Annotated in this window: 19 protein-coding genes; 10 read left to right on the plus strand and 9 right to left on the minus strand. The window is 62.2% G+C overall.

Annotated features, from left to right (window positions below; genetic code table 11):
• Positions 1–9: 9 nt before the first annotated feature.
• Positions 10–684 carry an alpha/beta hydrolase gene (locus X760_RS44670; RefSeq protein ID WP_023717255.1) on the minus strand — a complete coding sequence of 225 codons (675 nt, stop codon included), beginning with the start codon at positions 682–684 and terminating at the stop codon, positions 10–12.
• Positions 685–887: 203 nt separating this feature from the next.
• Here X760_RS44670 and opgC point away from each other — a divergent pair, with 203 nt between their 5' ends.
• The gene (gene opgC, locus X760_RS44675; RefSeq protein WP_023717256.1) at positions 888–2060 is read left to right on the plus strand and encodes an OpgC domain-containing protein; all 1173 of its coding nucleotides are present in this window, start codon (positions 888–890) and stop codon (positions 2058–2060) included.
• A gap of 22 nt (positions 2061–2082) precedes the next feature.
• Here opgC and X760_RS44680 read toward each other — a convergent pair whose 3' ends face one another.
• A complete protein-coding gene (locus X760_RS44680) occupies positions 2083–3165 on the minus strand; it encodes a LacI family DNA-binding transcriptional regulator (RefSeq protein WP_023717257.1) in 1083 nt (360 codons plus the stop codon).
• A 166-nt stretch (positions 3166–3331) separates the two neighbouring features.
• Between X760_RS44680 and X760_RS77115 the strand changes: the two genes are divergently transcribed.
• Together X760_RS77115 and X760_RS77120 are read left to right on the plus strand one after the other, a co-directional pair.
• The gene (locus X760_RS77115; protein WP_023717258.1) at positions 3332–3475 is read left to right on the plus strand and encodes a hypothetical protein; all 144 of its coding nucleotides are present in this window, start codon (positions 3332–3334) and stop codon (positions 3473–3475) included.
• A gap of 63 nt (positions 3476–3538) precedes the next feature.
• Positions 3539–3682: a hypothetical protein gene (locus X760_RS77120; RefSeq protein ID WP_023717259.1), complete on the plus strand. Its 144-nt coding sequence runs from the start codon at positions 3539–3541 to the stop codon at positions 3680–3682.
• A gap of 69 nt (positions 3683–3751) precedes the next feature.
• Here the strand turns inward: X760_RS77120 and X760_RS44685 are convergent, their stop codons facing one another.
• The gene (locus tag X760_RS44685) at positions 3752–4123 is read right to left on the minus strand and encodes a DUF423 domain-containing protein (protein ID WP_023717260.1); all 372 of its coding nucleotides are present in this window, start codon (positions 4121–4123) and stop codon (positions 3752–3754) included.
• Between the two features lie 56 nt (positions 4124–4179).
• The gene (locus tag X760_RS44690; RefSeq protein ID WP_023717261.1) at positions 4180–5439 is read right to left on the minus strand and encodes a multidrug efflux MFS transporter; all 1260 of its coding nucleotides are present in this window, start codon (positions 5437–5439) and stop codon (positions 4180–4182) included.
• Positions 5440–5607: 168 nt separating this feature from the next.
• On the opposite strand from X760_RS44690, the gene X760_RS44695 reads away from it, so the two are divergent.
• On the plus strand, positions 5608–6270 hold the full coding sequence (locus X760_RS44695; RefSeq protein WP_023717262.1) for a GntR family transcriptional regulator: 663 nt from the start codon (positions 5608–5610) through the stop codon (positions 6268–6270).
• A gap of 96 nt (positions 6271–6366) precedes the next feature.
• Positions 6367–6624, plus strand: a complete 258-nt coding sequence (locus tag X760_RS44700; RefSeq protein WP_023674477.1) for a DUF982 domain-containing protein — start codon at positions 6367–6369, stop codon at positions 6622–6624.
• Positions 6625–6676: 52 nt separating this feature from the next.
• Here X760_RS44700 and X760_RS74355 read toward each other — a convergent pair whose 3' ends face one another.
• Positions 6677–6835 (minus strand): hypothetical protein, encoded by a 159-nt coding sequence (locus X760_RS74355; protein WP_023717263.1) that lies wholly within the window; start codon positions 6833–6835, stop codon positions 6677–6679.
• A 123-nt stretch (positions 6836–6958) separates the two neighbouring features.
• Positions 6959–8002, minus strand: coding sequence for an aldo/keto reductase (locus X760_RS44705; protein ID WP_023717264.1), 1044 nt, complete (start codon positions 8000–8002; stop codon positions 6959–6961).
• Positions 8003–8282: 280 nt separating this feature from the next.
• On the opposite strand from X760_RS44705, the gene ppk2 reads away from it, so the two are divergent.
• Entirely contained in the window at positions 8283–9203 is a 921-nt protein-coding gene (gene ppk2 / locus X760_RS44710; RefSeq protein ID WP_023717265.1) for a polyphosphate kinase 2, read from the plus strand.
• A 51-nt stretch (positions 9204–9254) separates the two neighbouring features.
• On the opposite strand, the gene X760_RS44715 is transcribed toward ppk2, so the two are convergent.
• From X760_RS44715 to X760_RS44725, 3 genes are all read right to left on the minus strand, one after another.
• Positions 9255–9902: a dihydrofolate reductase family protein gene (locus X760_RS44715; protein WP_023717266.1), complete on the minus strand. Its 648-nt coding sequence runs from the start codon at positions 9900–9902 to the stop codon at positions 9255–9257.
• Positions 9903–10301: 399 nt separating this feature from the next.
• A complete protein-coding gene (hemB, locus tag X760_RS44720) occupies positions 10302–11333 on the minus strand; it encodes a porphobilinogen synthase (RefSeq protein ID WP_023717267.1) in 1032 nt (343 codons plus the stop codon).
• A gap of 87 nt (positions 11334–11420) precedes the next feature.
• Entirely contained in the window at positions 11421–12242 is an 822-nt protein-coding gene (locus X760_RS44725) for a DUF2066 domain-containing protein (RefSeq protein ID WP_023717268.1), read from the minus strand.
• Between the two features lie 196 nt (positions 12243–12438).
• On the opposite strand from X760_RS44725, the gene X760_RS44730 reads away from it, so the two are divergent.
• From X760_RS44730 to X760_RS44745, 4 genes are all read left to right on the plus strand, one after another.
• Positions 12439–13482, plus strand: coding sequence for an enoyl-CoA hydratase/isomerase family protein (locus X760_RS44730; RefSeq protein WP_023717269.1), 1044 nt, complete (start codon positions 12439–12441; stop codon positions 13480–13482).
• Entirely contained in the window at positions 13479–13901 is a 423-nt protein-coding gene (locus X760_RS44735; protein ID WP_023717270.1) for a DUF6163 family protein, read from the plus strand. The genes X760_RS44730 and X760_RS44735 overlap by 4 nt, the downstream gene beginning before the upstream one ends.
• A 203-nt stretch (positions 13902–14104) precedes the next feature.
• A complete protein-coding gene (locus X760_RS44740) occupies positions 14105–14620 on the plus strand; it encodes a winged helix DNA-binding protein (protein WP_023674486.1) in 516 nt (171 codons plus the stop codon).
• A gap of 338 nt (positions 14621–14958) precedes the next feature.
• Positions 14959–16212, plus strand: a complete 1254-nt coding sequence (locus tag X760_RS44745; protein WP_023717271.1) for a L,D-transpeptidase family protein — start codon at positions 14959–14961, stop codon at positions 16210–16212.
• Positions 16213–16368 lie beyond the last annotated feature (156 nt).

The following is a 16368-nucleotide window of genomic DNA, read 5'->3' on the forward strand; positions in this document are numbered from 1 at the left end:
CTTCGAGGCTCATCGATCTGACGTTGCAACGGCGACCGCAGGATCCGCCAGCCATTGCCTGACGATCTCGGCGTCCGGATCGCCGATTTCATGGCCGGAGGCAATGGTTTGGGTCTCGACCTTGGCGCCATGCGAACTCAGCAGGGCGGCCAACACCGGCGCGAATGGCGCATAGGTCAGGTCGGCGGCGCCGGCGATGATCAACGCCCGCGCCTTCGACAGGTCGGCCGGCGGCACCTCGTCAAGCACCGGCATCGGACGCAGCAATGCGGCGCGCTCGATCAGGCCCGGATGCAGCAGCATGACGCTTGAGACCAGATTGGCGCCGTTCGAATAACCGACAAAGGTCGCGCGGCTGAGATCGAAGCGGTGGCGCTTCGCGATGCCGTCGACGAAGCCCGCGAATACGTCCGCCTCCGCACGGATGCTCGCCTGTTCGAAACGCGTCGGGGTGATTCGCGTGAACCAGCGGAACCCGCCCTCCTGAGGGATGCGGCCACGGACCGCAACCAGCGCCGCATGCGGCGCGATTTGCCGACCAAGCGGCAGCAAGGTCGTCTCATCGACTCCCGATCCATGCTGCAGGAACAGCCAGTCACCGGGTAAATTGGCGGGTCGATGGAGCCGGTAGAAAAAGCCTGAATTTTCCTGCAAAATACCGTCTTCGAGGCTCTCCTCGGCCATAGTCACATCCTTTTGATTTCGCGTTACTTTCGTTAATTTGCCGGCTTCAAAACGAAATATTTTCAAGCTCCGCGAAAGTTGATTGAACCGGGCGCATTTCAGTCCGTTTCTTTGCCGATATAATCCCCGCGGGAGGGATCGAAGCAGTGTGCGCCGGGTGGTCGCATGCCGGCATGAACAACCAGCTTTAAGGCCTTTTATCGATGACCATGCCAGTTTCGCCGGAACGCGATACGCGTATTGACGTGTTCCGGGCTCTCGCCCTCCTGACCATATTCATCGACCATGTGCCGGGCACCGTTTTCGAAACCCTGACCTACAAGAATTTCGGGTTTTCGGATGCGGCCGAGGCCTTCGTGCTGATCTCCGGCATGTCCGTCGCTCTCGCCTACGGCACCAAATTCCAGCCGGGAAACCGGCTGATTGCAACGCTGAAAATGTGGCGCCGCGCCGGCGTGCTCTATGTCACCCACATCGTCACGACGATGGTGGTCATGGCTATCTTCTGCGCGGCGGCGGTGTTTGCGAAACGGCCGGACCTTCTGACGCTGATCAACATCGAGCCGCTCGTCAGAAACCCGCCACAAGTCCTGGTCGGCATCGTCACGCTCGGCCATCAGCTCGGTTACAACAACATACTGCCGGTCTATGCAGCGCTGCTGTTGATGGCGCCGGCCTTCCTGCTGTTCATCAGCTATCGGCCACTGGCGGCGCTTGCCGTGTCCGCAGCCCTTTGGCTGCTTGCCGGAATCTACCAGATCGCGCCACCGAACTACCCGGAGCCCGGGTTCTGGTTCCTCAATCCGCTGTCATGGCAATTGCTGTTCAATATCGGCATGGCCAGCGTGTTGCATGTGCGGCGCGGCGGCACCATCCCGGTCAATCGCTGGCTGGTCGGCGCCGCCGCCGCCTATGTGCTCACGGCGCTCGTCTGGGTGCACAGCCCGCTGTGGGGGCATGTGTCATGGCTCGACCTGCCGGTGGTGCTGACCGGTTTCGACAAGACATTCCTGTCGTTGCCGCGACTGCTGCACATCCTGGCGATGAGCTACCTGGTCGTCGCCTTGCCTTCCGTCTCGAACCTGTTCCGCACCGGTCGTGACAATCCGCTCGCCATATTGGGCAAACGCTCGCTGCCGGTTTTCATTGCCGGAACGGTGATTGCCATGGCGGCGCAAGTGATGAAGCTGATCAACCCGGGCGGCATTGCCTATGACAGTCTGCTGCTCGCCGCCGGCATCGCCATGCAGTTCGCGCTCGCGTTCTATCTGGAGTGGCTGTCCGCCATCGGCTGGTCCGGCAAGGGCAAGCCGGTCCGCAACGCGCCGCCTGGCCGTCCATCCTTTGGCATCGGTCCCATGGCGGCCAATAGATAAGATTTGGAGCCGATCTGCCCAGTCAGCCTGTACTTGGCGGCGGTCCGGACGATGCCCTGACGACAAGTTCGACGTCGAGCGTTTCTCGCCGCACTGTGCCATCGAAGTCGAGGATTCTTCGCGCTGCCCGGCGGCCGATCTCGGCGATCGGCTGGGCGATGGTGGTGAGCGGAGGCTCGCAAATTGCGGCTTCAGGCACGCCGTCGAAGCCGACGACGGAAACATCGCGGGGAACCGTGATACCCCGTGCGTTGAGCCATTCCAATGCCACCATTGCGATCCGGTCCGACATCGCCAGGATGGCGGTCGGCGGTTCCGCCGAGGCGAAGATGGTTTCGAGACCAGCCCTTGTGCTCGCCTTGTCGTTTTCGGTCTCGTAGACCGGCACCTTGGCGGTGTCGACACCAAATTGGGAAAGCTCTTCGAAATAGCCGAGGAGGCGGTCACGGGTCCCGGTATAGGCTGCCGTCCGGACCTGCTCGGGCGAGACAAGTCCGGTGCTGTCGTCGGCGAAGGCCAGCGACAACACGGCGAAGCGGCGATGTCCAAGTACCGCCAGATGGTGCGCCGCCAGCCGGCCGCCGGCAACATTGTCGATACTGATCGCCGAGACCGTGTCGTCCTGCGAGCCGAACTCGAGCGCGACGAAGGGGAGCTTTCGTTCGCGTGTCAGCTCGACGAGGCGCGGACCGCCCTCGATGCAGAACAGGATGAAGCCGTCGACCAGGGCGCTCTGGATGTTCCAGGCAAGTTTTTCCTCGTTGCCAGCTGACACCAGGGCAATTCCCGCGCCGGTGGCGTCGCATGCCTCCGAGATGCCGGCCATCATCACGCGAGCAAAGGGGTCGTCGAAGAAATAGGACAGCGGCTCGGTGGTGGCGACGCCGATCGCATTGACCTTGCCGGCACGCAGCAGGCGGCCCTTTGGATCGGGGCCGGCATAGCCCAGCGCCTCGGCCGCCGCCTTGACCCGCTCGCGGACTTCCTCGCGCACGATTTCGGGACGGCTGAAGACATTGGAGGCAGTGCCGTGTGATACGCCCGCGGCTTTGGCGATGTCGGCCAGCCGGATGGGCCTCCTGCTGCCTTCGGTGAGTGATGCCATTTGTTTGTCTCCGGGATTCCGGTCCAACAGTATCGCCGATTACCTAACACCTTCCTTGGATCGATTCAAATTTTTGCTTGACATTTATGGTGCGGCGCGTATTCTTTGAATCGATCCAAGAGCGTTTTTCGTTCTACCGATTGGATCGATACAAGAGGAGAGTGCCATGCACCCCGTCAATTATCTGTTCGAGGACATTTACCGGAACGACTGGAGCATCCGCTCGAGCGCGGAGGCCCGGAAGCGGCGCGACAGGACCGGTCCGTGGATTCGCGACCTGCGTTTCCTGAAGCGACGCGAGTGGAGCTGATTGGCAGCGCATTTTTTCGCCTGCTGATTGGATCGATTCAAATAAGCTAGAGGAGATTAAGCCATGCACCCGGTCAAGCATCTGTTCGAAGACATCTATCGCAATTATTGGGGCATCTCGCCGGCTACCGAACGGCCGGAGCGACGGCGTGTGGTCAAGACGACCAAGCGCGACGGGCAAGTCCGGCTCGAACGTCCGCGAGACTGAGCTGGCAAGACAGAGCTCGTGGATCGAGCGCGGCTGGTGAAAGAGCAGCGGCCGCCATTGGTTGTCGCATCAATGGCGGCGCGGGCGCACCAGCGCCGAGGCGGCCATCACCAGCCAGCCGCCGATCAGCAAGGTGCCGCCGATCGGCGCCGACATCGGGAACAGCCGCGAGCCGAGGAAGTCGCGAGCGAGGAGATCTCCCGAGAACAGCAGAAGCCCGACGAGGAGGATGAGGCTTCCGCTTCGCAGGATGGTATTGCCACCGAGCAGCCCGACGGCAAGCAAAACCGGCGCATGCATGAGCAGGAAGGACGCGGCCGTACCGACGAAAGCGCCGCCGAGATGCGCCGACGCCGCCGAAAGCGCCACGCCGGTTGCGCCGCATAGGCCGCCGGCAAAAATCAGAATGCGGCTGCCTGCCGCGTGTTCATCCGTGCTCATTTTCCAGGCCTCCGTAATTGCTGGCGACCGCCTGAGATAGCGCTGCGCGAACCGTGTCAGGATTTGCCGGCTTCCGCCAGCATGTCGCGTTCGCGGCGCGACTGGACCAGCCAGTTATAGGCCGCTCCGCCCGCCATCAGCACGGATGTGCCGAGAAACACCGCGCGCATGCCGAAATGGCCACCAACGAAGCCGCCGAGCAACGGTCCGGCGACCTGCCCGACATATTGCGCCGAGATCGACAAGCCCAGCACATTGCCGCCGACGCCGTCAGGCACATTGTGGCGGATGACGCTGGTGATGCAGGGCAAAAGACCGCCAAGCGCCACGCCCATCAGGAAACGCAGGCCGACGAGCTGCCAGCCTTGCGTGACGAAGGCCTGCGGGATCAGGAGCAGCGCCGAGACTGCGAGCGCGGCAACGATGACGTTCCAGTGGCCGATACGGTCGGCGAGCTTGCCGAGCCGCGACGCCGACAGGATGGCGCCGAGCGCTGCCGCCGACATGACGATGCCGGAGACCAGCGTGACCTGGCTCGGATCTTCGATGAGCTGCTGGACATAGACGGTGATGATCGGCTCGATCGACATGGTGGCGAAACTCAACAGCGTCCCGGTCGCCAGCATGGCGACGACGGGGCGCTTGTCGGGAATTTGCGACCAGCCGCCTTTCGCCTTTTCTTCTGACGCGGCCTTGGCGGCAACCGGGCGAGGGGCCTCCTTGATCAGCAAGGTGGTTGCCAGAAAGGCCAGGAAAATGACGCCGCCGGCGAGCAGGAATGTGGCGCGGATGCCAATCAGCGGCGGCAGCGCGCCGCCGAGCAGCGGGCCGACCAGGGCACCGGCCGTGATTCCGGCCGACAGCACGCCCAGCGCCCAGCCGGAGCGATCCTTCGGCGTCTGCATGGCAACCAGGATGGTCGAGCCCGAAGAATAGCCGCCGGCAAAGCCGATCAGCAGGCGCAAGAACACCAATTGCCAGACAGTCTGCACCATGCCGGTCAGCGACATGCACATCGCCATGCCGAAACTGGCGCGCACCAGCATCAGTTTGCGGCCGTAGCGGTCGCCTAACCGCCCCCACAGGGGTGCGACCAGCGCGGCAGCAAGGAAAGTGGCGCCGTAGGCGATGCCCGACCACTGCACGATCGCCGCATGGCCCTCGGCGCCCAGCTGTTCGACGTAGAGCGGCAGGAACGGCAACAGCAGCGTCATCGCTGCGAGCGTGCTGAACGAGCCGGCAAAACACACGGCGAGATTGCGGCGCCAGTGGACGTTATGCGTGCCTTGCACGGCGAGGGTGGCGTCTTGCGGCATGTCAGAGACTGCTGTCGTTGGGTTGCTGCGGATACCATTTTGGGATACCAAACTGGTATCCGTCATGGACGCAAGGCTGGTCGCTGTCAATGCGGTCCCTGCAAAGTGATCGCCAGTAATGGCCGGTGAGCAGAGGGCCAATGAACCGGCTCCAACAACGGAACGCCAATGTCGCAGATGCAGAACGTCGAAAAGCAGCTTCGCGAGATGATCCTCGGGCTCGAGATCGGTCCCGGCGAGCGGCTGACGGAGCGCTGGGTCGAAAGCCGCTTCGGCGCCTCGCGCACGCCGGTCAGGGCGGCGTTACTGCGGCTCGAGACCGAAGGCCTGATCTGCCGCGACGGCCGCGGCTGGACGGTCTCGCCCATCAATCTTGCCGAGCTGGAGCAGATCGCCGTCTATCGCGAGGCGGTCGAGGTCGCGGCAGTCAGGCTGACTTGTGCCTTGCAGGACAGGGGTGCCGTCGAAATCATCGAGGCGATGCTCGATTCCTGCGACGACCAGACGCCGCGCGAGGAATGGCATCGTGTCGGCATGGATTTTCATATCGAGCTGGCGCGCCTGTCAGGCAACGAGTTCCTGTTCAGAGCGGTTCGTGATGCGATGACGCGCCTGTCGCGCGCCCGCTGGCTCGAGGTTCGCGACGAGGCAGCGCTTGGCCGTGCCTGGGCCGAACACCATGACATTCTGTCGGCGGTGCGGGCCGGCGATGCCGACGGGGCCGCCTGCCTGCTTTCATCTCATATCGACGGTAGCCGCGACCGGCTGGTCACGTCGTTGCGCAACGACCGGCGCGGCCTGCGCGCCAGGGGATTTGCCGTCGTCGCTTGAGTGAGGATCGGCGGCCATTGATCACGAAAAAGGCAGATGAGCGAAGAAAGCTACTTTCGGTCTCGCTTCGCAAATGCCGATGGCGTAAGAGCGGCGATGGAAAACAACCGATTTGACACACCCGTGACCGTCAAGGGCGCGGCGGGAAGCAATCAGCTCTTGCGTACGGCCCGCGAGGCTTCCGACTACCTCCTCAACAATTGGCCCGGCAAGCGCAGCCCCAAGCACCGCGAAGCGCTGCAAGCCTGTCATGATGCGCTGGCCGGCGACAAGCCGGCCATGAACGCAAGACGGGCCTTCATTGCCGCCGCCCGCGAAGTGAACGTCTTCGTCAGCGACAAGGCGCCGGCCTGAGGCATAGCGGGGACTTGATCGAGACCCGGGCCGCCTGACAGGCCTGATATCATCACTCGGCCGTTTCGGTGTTGGTTTGGGACTCGCTTTCGCCCTCGGGCTTCGAGCGCTCCTTGGCCGCGACCTTGGCAGCCTGCTTTTCCGCCTTCTTGGCAGCCTTCTGCCGGTCGCGTTCCTTGCGTTCCTGACCGTAGTTCGGTGCTCGTGGCATATCGTTTCCTTTCATTGTGCTTGGCCTTTGCCTAGGAGCATTGGGCCACAAACACAACACCGCAAGGCACGATCGGCTCCATATCTCGTCGCAGTCCGGGGAGCCCCGCTTCAGGGCGTTTTTTCAGGCGCCGTCCCGGTCGAGGACGAGATCGGCGGGCCCGAACCGGTCCTTTGCCGTGAATTGCTGGTGCCAGTAGGGATAGAGCACGGGCGGCCTGCTGACCACGTCGAGGCGTGTGCGCTCCTCATCGCCGAGCACCAGGCTTGCAGCAGCGATATTGTCCTTGAAATGCGCTTCGGTTCGTCCGCCGATCACCAGCGAACTGACGGCGGGCCGGCCAAGCAACCAGGCAAGCGCCACCTGCGCTGCCGACACGCCGTGGTTCTTGCCGATATCGATCAGCACGTCGACGATCCGCCACAGCCGGTCCTCGTCGCGGATCGGCGGTTCCGACCAGCCGCTGAGCTGGCGGGCGGTCGGCTGGTCACGGTGATATTTGCCGGACAGCAATCCGCCGGCGAGCGGGCTCCAGACCAGCACGCCGAGCCCCTGGTCGACCGAGATCGGCAACAATTCATACTCGGCCTCGCGGGCTTCCAGAGTGTAGTGGATCTGCTGGGTGACGAAGCGCGGCTGGTGATGACGGTCACTGATACCGAGCCCCTTCATCACCTGCCAGCCGGAATAATTGGAACAGCCGACATAGCGGACCTTGCCCTGCGCGACCAGCGTGTCGAGCGCGGCGATGGTTTCCTCGAGCGGTGTCAGGCCATCCCACTCGTGCAGGAAATAGATGTCGATGACATCGGTCCTGAGGCGCTTCAGGCTCCTCTCGCATTCGCGGATCAGATGATAGCGCGACAGGCCTTCATCATTGGGGCCTTTGCCGATCCGCATGCGCGCCTTGGAGGCGATCAACACGTCGCCCTTGCGCTTGCCGCCGAGCGCCTCGCCGATGATCTCCTCTGACACCCCGTTCGAATAAACGTTGGCGGTGTCGATGACGTTGATGCCGGCATCGATGCAAAGGTCGATCATCCGGCGCGCCTCGTCGAGATCGGTCTTGCCGACCGCCGAAAACGCACCGCCGCCGCCGAACGTCATGGTGCCCATGGTCAGCGTCGAAACCTTCAGCCCGGAACGGCCGAGAGTGCGGTATTCCATGTCGTATCCTCATGATTTTATCGGGAAAGGGCGTTTCAAACGACAGCCCTGAATGAACCGGGCATTTGTAGGATAATTCGTTCCGCTTGTCGCCCGTGTTGCAGGGCAACATCGATCACATCTTACGGATTGGACGCGCAGCCAGCGCAACAGCGGCTGCAATAAAACCGTCATTGCTGGCCTATACTAACATCGGTTCAGCGCTTCGATTTCCGGCCGCCGGGCCGGGCGGCAGAGCGCCTGACAGCGGCCGACACGGCCTGTAAGCGGAGCAGCGCAAATGACCGAGATAAAACAGAATTCCCCGGCCAGGGACTGGCTGGAAGCGGAACTCGCCGACACGCTCGACGAAGATTATGAGCTGGAAATCTCTGAGCCGGCGCTGTCGATGGAGATCGCCAAGATCTATAAGAATGCGCATCCGCCATCGATCGACCGCCTGCAATATTTTCGGGATCTAATCACGCTGCAATCCGAATTGATCAAGCTGCAGTCCTGGGTCGCCTATCACAAGAAGAAGCTCGTCGTGGTATTCGAGGGCCGCGACTCGGCGGGCAAGGGTGGCGTCATAAAGCGCATCACCCAGCGGCTCAATCCGCGCATCTGCCGCGTCGTAGCACTACCGGCGCCGACCGAGCGCGAGAAGTCGCAATGGTATTTCCAGCGCTACGTTCCGCATCTGCCGGCCGGCGGTGAGATCGTGCTGTTCGACCGCTCCTGGTACAACCGCTCCGGCGTCGAGCGGGTGATGGGCTTTGCCCAGCCGGATCAGGTCGAGGAGTTCTTTCGCGACGTGCCGGATTTCGAACGCATGCTCCTCCGCTCAGGCATTACGCTTGTCAAATACTGGTTTTCGATCACCGATGAGGAGCAGCAGATGCGCTTTTTGATGCGCATCCACGACCCGATGAAGCAATGGAAATTGTCGCCGATGGACCTCCAGTCGCGCGTGCGCTGGGAGCAGTACACCAAGGCCAAGGAAGAAACCTTCGCCCGCACCAACATCCCGGAAGCTCCCTGGTTCATCGTCGAGGGCAACGACAAGAAGCGGGCGCGGCTGAATTGCATCGACCATCTCCTCAAGCAAATGCCCTATGAGGAGGTGCCGCACGAGGAGATCACACTACCGGAGCGCGTCTTCAATCCCGAATACGAACGTCAGGTGCTGCCGCGCGAACTGTATGTGCCGGAGAAATACTGACTAAAGCAGCGAGGAGGGGCGCTGCCTCCGTGGGCAGCGCCCTGCAACAAGCTAGGCGCGCTCGATGATGACATGCGTGGCCTTCGGCGTCGCGACCTGCTCGCTGCAGCGGTAGCCGAGCTTGGGCATGTCGATGCCGGCAAAAAGGCTCTCGCCTGCGCCGAGCAGGACAGGTGAGATCGCCAGATGCATCTCGTCGATGAGCTTTTCCTTGAGATACTGCCGGATCGTAGAAACGCCACCGCCCAGCCGTACATCCTTGCCGTCAGCCGCTGCTTTCGCCTTCTCCAGCGCTGAGTGGATGCCGTCGGTCACGAAATAGAAGGTCGTGCCGCCCTCCATGACAATGGGATCCCGCTGATGGTGCGTCAGCACGAAGACCGGCACGTGGTATGGCGGATTGTCTCCCCACCAGCCTTTCCAGCTCTCGTCAGGCCACTCGCCGCGGATCGGCCCGAACATGTTGCGGCCGAGGATCCAGGCGCCGACATTCTCGAAGCTGCGCGCGGCGAACGCCTCGTCAGTGTCCGTGGTCCCGCCATCCTTGCCGAGAACCATCTTGCGGAAGGTGCGGGTGCCGAACATCCATTCGTGCAGGGCTTCCCCGCCAACACCCAGCGGGTTCTTCAGGTCTTGGTCGGGACCGGCGCCGAAGCCGTCGATCGACAAGGTGAAAGCGCTGACGCGAAGTTTGGACATGAGAGCCTCCTTGATAACCAATTGTGAGATGCAAGCAGTTATCGGGTAGCTTAACTGATTGCATTTTGCAAGCGGTTTTTTGAATCGCCGGGGCCAATCGCTTCCAAATCATGTTGGAATGACCAATCTCAATGTTGGCGCCGCCCCTCATCCGCCTGCCGGCACCTTCTCCCCGTATAGTGACGGGGCGAAGGGGCTGGCCGCAACCTCGGCGATGTTTTTGCAACGCTGGAGATTGGCGAAATCTTTTGCGAACGCGTCTTTCTCCCCGTCACTATACGGGGAGAAATGCCCGGCAGGGCAATGAGGGGCAGCGCAAACCTGAAGCGATTGCCTGCGGTGGCCATGTCGCGCTTTGGACGAAGGAACGTTACTCGATGTGGGCGCTACGGAGGCGCATCACCCCTTCAGCATCTCAGCCACTTCCGGCGCGAAATAGGTCAGGATGCCGTCGCAGCCGGCGCGCTTGAAGGCCAGCAGCGATTCAAGCATCGCCTTTTCCCCGTCGATCCAGCCATTGGCGGCGGCGGCCTTGATCATCGAATATTCGCCCGACACTTGATAGGCGAAGGTCGGCATCTGCAACTCGTCCTTCAGCCGGCGGATGATGTCGAGATAGGGCAGGCCGGGCTTGACCATCAGCATGTCGGCGCCCTCGGCGAGATCCTGCTCGGCCTCGCGCACCGCTTCGTCGGAATTGGCGTGATCGATGTAATAGGTCTTCTTGTCGCCCTTGAGCAGGCCGGCGGTGCCGACCGCCTCGCGGTAGGGGCCGTAAAAGGCGGATGCGAACTTGGTCGCATAGGACATGATCGCTACATCCTGAAACCCATTGGCGTCCAGCGCATCGCGGATGGCACCGATCCGGCCGTCCATCATGTCCGAGGGGGCGATGATGTCGGCCCCTGCCGCCGCCTGGATGACGGCTGCTGCCGTCACCTGCTCCACCGTTTCATCATTGACGATAATGCCGTCGCGCAAGATGCCGTCATGGCCATGCGAGGTGAACGGGTCCAGCGCCGCGTCGGTGATGATGCCGATCTCCGGCACCGCGCGCTTGATGGCGCGGGTGGCGCGGTTGATGATGTTTTCCGGATCGAGGATGTGCGAACCGGTCTGATCGCGCAGGCCGAGCTCGACATTGGGGAAAGTGGCGATCGCCGGAATGCCAAGCTTAGCCGCGCGCTCAGCCTCCTTGACGGCGAGGTCGAGCGACAGGCGGAAGACGCCGGGCATGGCGGCGATCGGTTCGCGCACTTGTCTGCCGTCGACGACAAAGATCGGCCAGATCAGATCGTCGACCGAGAGCCGGTTCTCCTGGACAAGGCGGCGCGACCAATCGGCCTTGCGCATGCGCCGCAGCCGCCGGCTGCCGGTGATCTCGTCGACGCTGCGCGCGCCGGCAGGCTTTGCAGGGGTGAATTTGTTCATCGCCAAAACTCCGGATCGGGCGACTTTTACCACGAGCCTCCGCTGCTGACCAATGCGACACGATTGTGCCAGCGGTCCTGTCGGGCGCTATTCTGGTTGGCCATTGCCTGACAGGATCTGCGCAGCACCCCGCATGGCGACGCGGAATGCCTCGTCGAAGTTGACGCCGCGCACTTGCCACTTGTAGGTCTTGCCGGCCATGGCAAGCCGCCAATCGGCGATCCAGCCCAACTCCTTGTCGCTCCAGACCAGGCTGCCGGCCAAGAGCTCTTGGTTGCCGACAGTTCTCGCCAGCAATTCGGGTGAGAGCGCACGCACCTGTTCGAAAATCGCCCCGGCTTTTACGAGAGCGGCCTTGCTTGGAATGACGATCTTCATCGCCAACGGTCCGGCTGCCGATTGAAAGGACTCTGCCATATAGGGGCTTTCGTCTCCGTCGCTCGCCAAGACAAAATGCTGGCGTGCATCTTGCACAGCTAGCAGTACCGAGATGATCGGCCGCTCGCCGAGCCACGGCTTGCTGCCGAGCTCAGCAAGCACTTTATCGATCACCGGCGGCGTGTACTGGCAAGTGAGATCGTGCGGCCGGTCGTACGTGCCTTGATCATCATGATTGGGGATACCTTCCATGCGATCGCGATAGCGGAAGCTGCTGACGAAGCTGCCGGCCTTGTCGCGCAGTGCTGTCATCTGAGGTTTCGCCGGCAGGCGCTGGTCGCCGGATACCCGCACCAGCACTTTGTCGAGGCAGACCTTGAAGCCGGCCTGACGATGTTCTTCTCCCTGGCCATTGACGATGGTTTGCGACTGGTAGAGTTCTGCGAGGCTTGTCGCCAAGGCTGGATGGCCAGCCAGGCAGGTGCAGACTAACCCGATTGCCACCAGTGCAAGGCGCGAAAATCGAATCATAGACGACGTCCCCGTCGGTGCCGCGTTGCAACGCGCCTGCCATGACTTTTTCGTCATTACTGCCTGTAGCCGTCGATTGTTAGCACCGGCTTCCGGTCCGGGCCAGAGGCTGCGCTGGCGTGCCCGCCATTGACGCGGCCATGCGCCACGCTTTAGCACTTCACTCCCGGCGGGCGCGGGGAGGGATTCTCTGGCGATGGATTTTGGCGGAGGCGACGAGATTCGCTTCGAAAGATTGGGCAGGGCCGGCGTCGTCACGCTGACGCGGCCGCAGGCGCTCAATGCCGTGACCCACCGCATGGTCAAAGCGCTGGACAAGGCGCTGCGCAGCTGGGAGCGTGACGACGGCATTGACGTCGTTGTCGTCAAGGCCGAGGGCAGGGCGTTTTCGGCAGGCGGCGACATCCTTCATATCTACGAGGCCGGCCGGGCAGGAAAGCCTCTGGTCGATTTCTTCGCCGACGAATACCGGCTGAACGCCCGTATCGCCCATTTCAAAAAACCCTATGTCGCGCTGATCGACGGCATCGTCATGGGCGGTGGCGTCGGCATCTCCTTCCATGGCTCGCAGCGGGTGCTGACCGAGAACGCCCAGTTCGCCATGCCCGAGGTCGGCATTGGCTTTTTCCCGGATGTCGGCGCCAGCCATCTGTTGCCGGATCTTGGCGGCAGCTTCGGCATGTATCTGGCCCTGACCGGCAACCGCATCCGCCATGGCGATGCATTGTGGTCGGGCCTGGCCACGCATACGATCAAGGCGGAGGATCAAGCTGGCTTTCTCGACCGGCTGGCGGCAAGCGGCGACCCGGAATCGGTGCTGCGCGGCTGCTTCGTCCCGGCCAAACGCGAGACCGACAGGCCGACGCTCGAAGTCATCGCCAGGCATTTCGCGCAGCCGTCGCTGGCCGATATCGTCGCCAGCCTGGAGCGGGCAGCCACTGCCGACGAGTTCGCGGCAAAGACGCTGGCCACCATCCGCACCCGGTCGCCGACCAGCCTGCATGTCGCCTGGCGCCAGATCAGAGCCGGGCAGACGTTGTCGATGGACGAGTGCATGAAAATGGAGTTCCGTATCCTCAACCGCATGCTTGCCGGGCACGACTTCTATGAAGGCATCCGTGCTGCCATCATCGACAAGGGCTCGACGCCGCAATGGCGGCCGGCAGGCATCGATAAGGTCAGCGCCGTCGACGTCGATGCCTATTTCGCACCGCTCGGCGGACGGGAACTGAAGTTGTGAGCGAGGCCGCCTCGAGACGCGTGGTGCTGCAGCCCTCGACGGTCGAGGTCATCTTCGCCTGGTTCCAGCGCGTCATCGCCGGCTACTGCCTGCTGTTCGGCATCTTGTACTGGATCCGGCTGATCGGCTTTTACCCCGGCCCCTTATGGCGCTTCGACCTGATGCCGGTGCACTGGCAGGTGGCGGCGGTGGTGCTGGCGGTGTTTTTTCCATTCGCCGCCGCCGGCCTGTGGATGCTGGCGTCCTGGGGGCCGGTGATCTGGTTCATCTGCGCGGTGACCGAGACGGTCATGTATGCCGGCTTCCCCGAGCTGTTCGGCCACCGGCTGCTGATCGTCGCCTCGCATCTTGCGGTGGCGCTGCTCTACATCGTATTCCGCGTGGTGATCTGGATCCAGAAGCGGCAGGCCCGGCGATAGCAATTCCGGTCAAGGATCGGTGGCTAAATCTTTAGGTTAATTATCCTTGCTCGGGTGACCGTCCGTTAAGCCTCTTTCGAAACCCCTTACCGGTAAGCTCTTGTTAGCCTTGGCGTTTAAGTCGAATTTTATGAGTATTCGATAGTGTCGCGATCAAGGTGAAGAACAAAAAATCACCGGGCGACAAACGAGAGGCAAAGACAATGATCAATTCGCGTCCGGCGGCGAAGACCGCCAACGTATCCGATGACCGCCGCGAGGCGATCCGTTCGCTGTACATGGAATCGCTGCAGCTGGTCGAGCGGCTACACCGCCGTCTGCTTGACGTGATCAAGGACGAATTCGACCGCAACGGCCGCTCCGATATCAACGCCATCCAGGCGCTGCTCCTGTTCAACATCGGCAATTCGGAGTTGACGGCCGGCGAGCTGCGCTCGCGCGGCTATTATCTCGGCTCGAATGTCTCCTACAATCTGAAGAAGCTGGTCGATCTCGGCTTCATCAACCACCAGCGCTCGCGCATCGACCGCCGTTCGGTGCGGGTTTCGCTGACGCCGAAGGGCAATGAGGTGGCGGAGGTCGTCGCCGGCCTATATGAGCGCCATGTCGGCTCGATCGAGCAGGTCGGCGGCATCAACACCGAAGAGTTCAAGCAGATGAATCGCGCCCTCCAGCGGCTGGACCGGTTCTGGAACGATACCATCGCTTACCGGATGTAGTCGCACCCGCCGCATAAAAATCCGAAGCTGGACCACGGGAGCGCTGCCGCGGAGCGGACCAAAGGCCGGTGCCGAAAAGCACCGGTCTTTCCGTTTCGTCAGGCCGGCCGATCCAAATTCGAGCAACAGCCACGTTGCCGCCATATTCCAGTGGAACCGAAGATGCGGGTGATGCTGGGGCCAAAGCCGTGCATTTGTCCTGTGCTCAAATCACTTCCCATGTGTTTTTACACCGAAGTGATGCGGGCCATGGTTGGCTAATTGTTAAGAAGCCAACTCTAGAGTGCGGGCGAGACCGCCCGGTAGGTTGAGTTGTAGCAAGAATGTCTGGACCGTCCATGAGAACCAGCCGCCGTTTCTTCCTTTCAGGAGCCTCCGCGCTCGCAGCCGCTATGGTCGCCGGCCGTGCCAGTGCGCAGGATGTGATCGGAGATATCCTGAAATCCTCGGCCCGCGGCAATTGGGACGACCAGTTCGACGCCCGCCCAAGCCAGGGCGGCAAGGTGGCCTCGACGCTGCCCATCTTCAGCCTGCAGACCGTTTCGTTCACCGAGCAGGCGGTCGCGCAATACCAGAACATTGTCGCCCAGGGCGGCTGGGAACCGGTTCCCGACACCAAGAAATTGCAGCTCGGCGTCGACGATCCCGACGTGGTCCCGCTGCGCAAGCGTCTGATGATTGCGGGCGATCTGGCGCAGAGCGCCGGCATTTCGACAGCCTTCGATTCCTATGTCGACTCCGCGGTCAAGCGCTTCCAGGCGCGCCATGGCCTGCCTGCCGACGGGACGCTGGGCCAATATTCTTATGCCGCGATGAATGTTTCGGCGCCAATTCGGCTCGGCCAGTTGCAGACCAATCTGCAGCGGCTGCGCGAGCGCGCCGGCACGCTGGGCAACCGTTACGTGCTGGTCGACATCCCGGGCGCCCAGATCGAGGCGGTCGAGAACGATCGCGTCGTGCTGCGCCATACCGCGATCGTCGGCAAGATCGACCGCCAGACGCCGATCGTCAATTCCAAGATCAACGAGATCATCGTCAATCCCTACTGGAACGCGCCGGTCTCGATCGTGCGCAAGGACATCATTCCGCTGATGCGGAAGGACCCCAACTATCTCAAGGACAGCCACATCCGTCTGTTCGCGCCGGATGGCAGCGAGGTTGATCCGCTGACCGTCGACTGGTCGACCGACGACGCCGAGAAGTACCGCTTCCGCCAGGATCCGGGTGCTGGCAACGCGATGGCCTCGGTCAAGATCAATTTCCCCAGCCCGGACGGCGTCTACATGCACGACACGCCGCAGCAGAGCCTGTTCGGCAAGATGATGCGCTTCGATTCATCGGGCTGCGTGCGCGTCCAGAATGTGCGCGATCTCGTCACCTGGATTCTTCGCGATACGCCGGGTTGGAACCGTCAGCACTTCGAGGCAGCGATCAAGAGTGGCGAGAACGTCCCGGTGCAGGTCACCAATCCGGTGGCGGTCTATTTCCTCTACATCTCGGCCTGGTCGACAGGGCCGGGCGTGGTGCAGTTCCGCGACGACATTTACGGCCTCGACGGGGCCAACGAGCTGCAGATCACATCCGCGCTCTAAACAGCTGAGTTCATTTGCAAAAGGCCGCCGGAAGGGCGGCCTTTTTTATTGTCGCCGTCGCGCTCTGAGCTTTGCGCATGATTCCGAAAATCGGTTCGCCACGGACCATATGCAAACCACGCGGCGCTGTTCAGGAAATCACGCGAAGCCCTGCTG

The sequence above is a fragment of the Mesorhizobium sp. LSHC420B00 genome (genome assembly GCF_000503055.1).
GTDB lineage: Bacteria > Pseudomonadota > Alphaproteobacteria > Rhizobiales > Rhizobiaceae > Mesorhizobium.

Coding starts and splice junctions, on each gene's coding strand:
- X760_RS44670 (WP_023717255.1), bottom strand. CDS start 684: ATGGCCGAGGAGAGCCTCGAAGACGGTATTTTGCAGGAAAATTCAGGC.
- opgC (WP_023717256.1), top strand. CDS start 888: ATGACCATGCCAGTTTCGCCGGAACGCGATACGCGTATTGACGTGTTC.
- X760_RS44680 (WP_023717257.1), bottom strand. CDS start 3,165: ATGGCATCACTCACCGAAGGCAGCAGGAGGCCCATCCGGCTGGCCGAC.
- X760_RS77115 (WP_023717258.1), top strand. CDS start 3,332: ATGCACCCCGTCAATTATCTGTTCGAGGACATTTACCGGAACGACTGG.
- X760_RS77120 (WP_023717259.1), top strand. CDS start 3,539: ATGCACCCGGTCAAGCATCTGTTCGAAGACATCTATCGCAATTATTGG.
- X760_RS44685 (WP_023717260.1), bottom strand. CDS start 4,123: ATGAGCACGGATGAACACGCGGCAGGCAGCCGCATTCTGATTTTTGCC.
- X760_RS44690 (WP_023717261.1), bottom strand. CDS start 5,439: ATGCCGCAAGACGCCACCCTCGCCGTGCAAGGCACGCATAACGTCCAC.
- X760_RS44695 (WP_023717262.1), top strand. CDS start 5,608: ATGTCGCAGATGCAGAACGTCGAAAAGCAGCTTCGCGAGATGATCCTC.
- X760_RS44700 (WP_023674477.1), top strand. CDS start 6,367: ATGGAAAACAACCGATTTGACACACCCGTGACCGTCAAGGGCGCGGCG.
- X760_RS74355 (WP_023717263.1), bottom strand. CDS start 6,835: ATGCCACGAGCACCGAACTACGGTCAGGAACGCAAGGAACGCGACCGG.
- X760_RS44705 (WP_023717264.1), bottom strand. CDS start 8,002: ATGGAATACCGCACTCTCGGCCGTTCCGGGCTGAAGGTTTCGACGCTG.
- ppk2 (WP_023717265.1), top strand. CDS start 8,283: ATGACCGAGATAAAACAGAATTCCCCGGCCAGGGACTGGCTGGAAGCG.
- X760_RS44715 (WP_023717266.1), bottom strand. CDS start 9,902: ATGTCCAAACTTCGCGTCAGCGCTTTCACCTTGTCGATCGACGGCTTC.
- hemB (WP_023717267.1), bottom strand. CDS start 11,333: ATGAACAAATTCACCCCTGCAAAGCCTGCCGGCGCGCGCAGCGTCGAC.
- X760_RS44725 (WP_023717268.1), bottom strand. CDS start 12,242: ATGATTCGATTTTCGCGCCTTGCACTGGTGGCAATCGGGTTAGTCTGC.
- X760_RS44730 (WP_023717269.1), top strand. CDS start 12,439: ATGGATTTTGGCGGAGGCGACGAGATTCGCTTCGAAAGATTGGGCAGG.
- X760_RS44740 (WP_023674486.1), top strand. CDS start 14,105: ATGATCAATTCGCGTCCGGCGGCGAAGACCGCCAACGTATCCGATGAC.
- X760_RS44745 (WP_023717271.1), top strand. CDS start 14,959: ATGAGAACCAGCCGCCGTTTCTTCCTTTCAGGAGCCTCCGCGCTCGCA.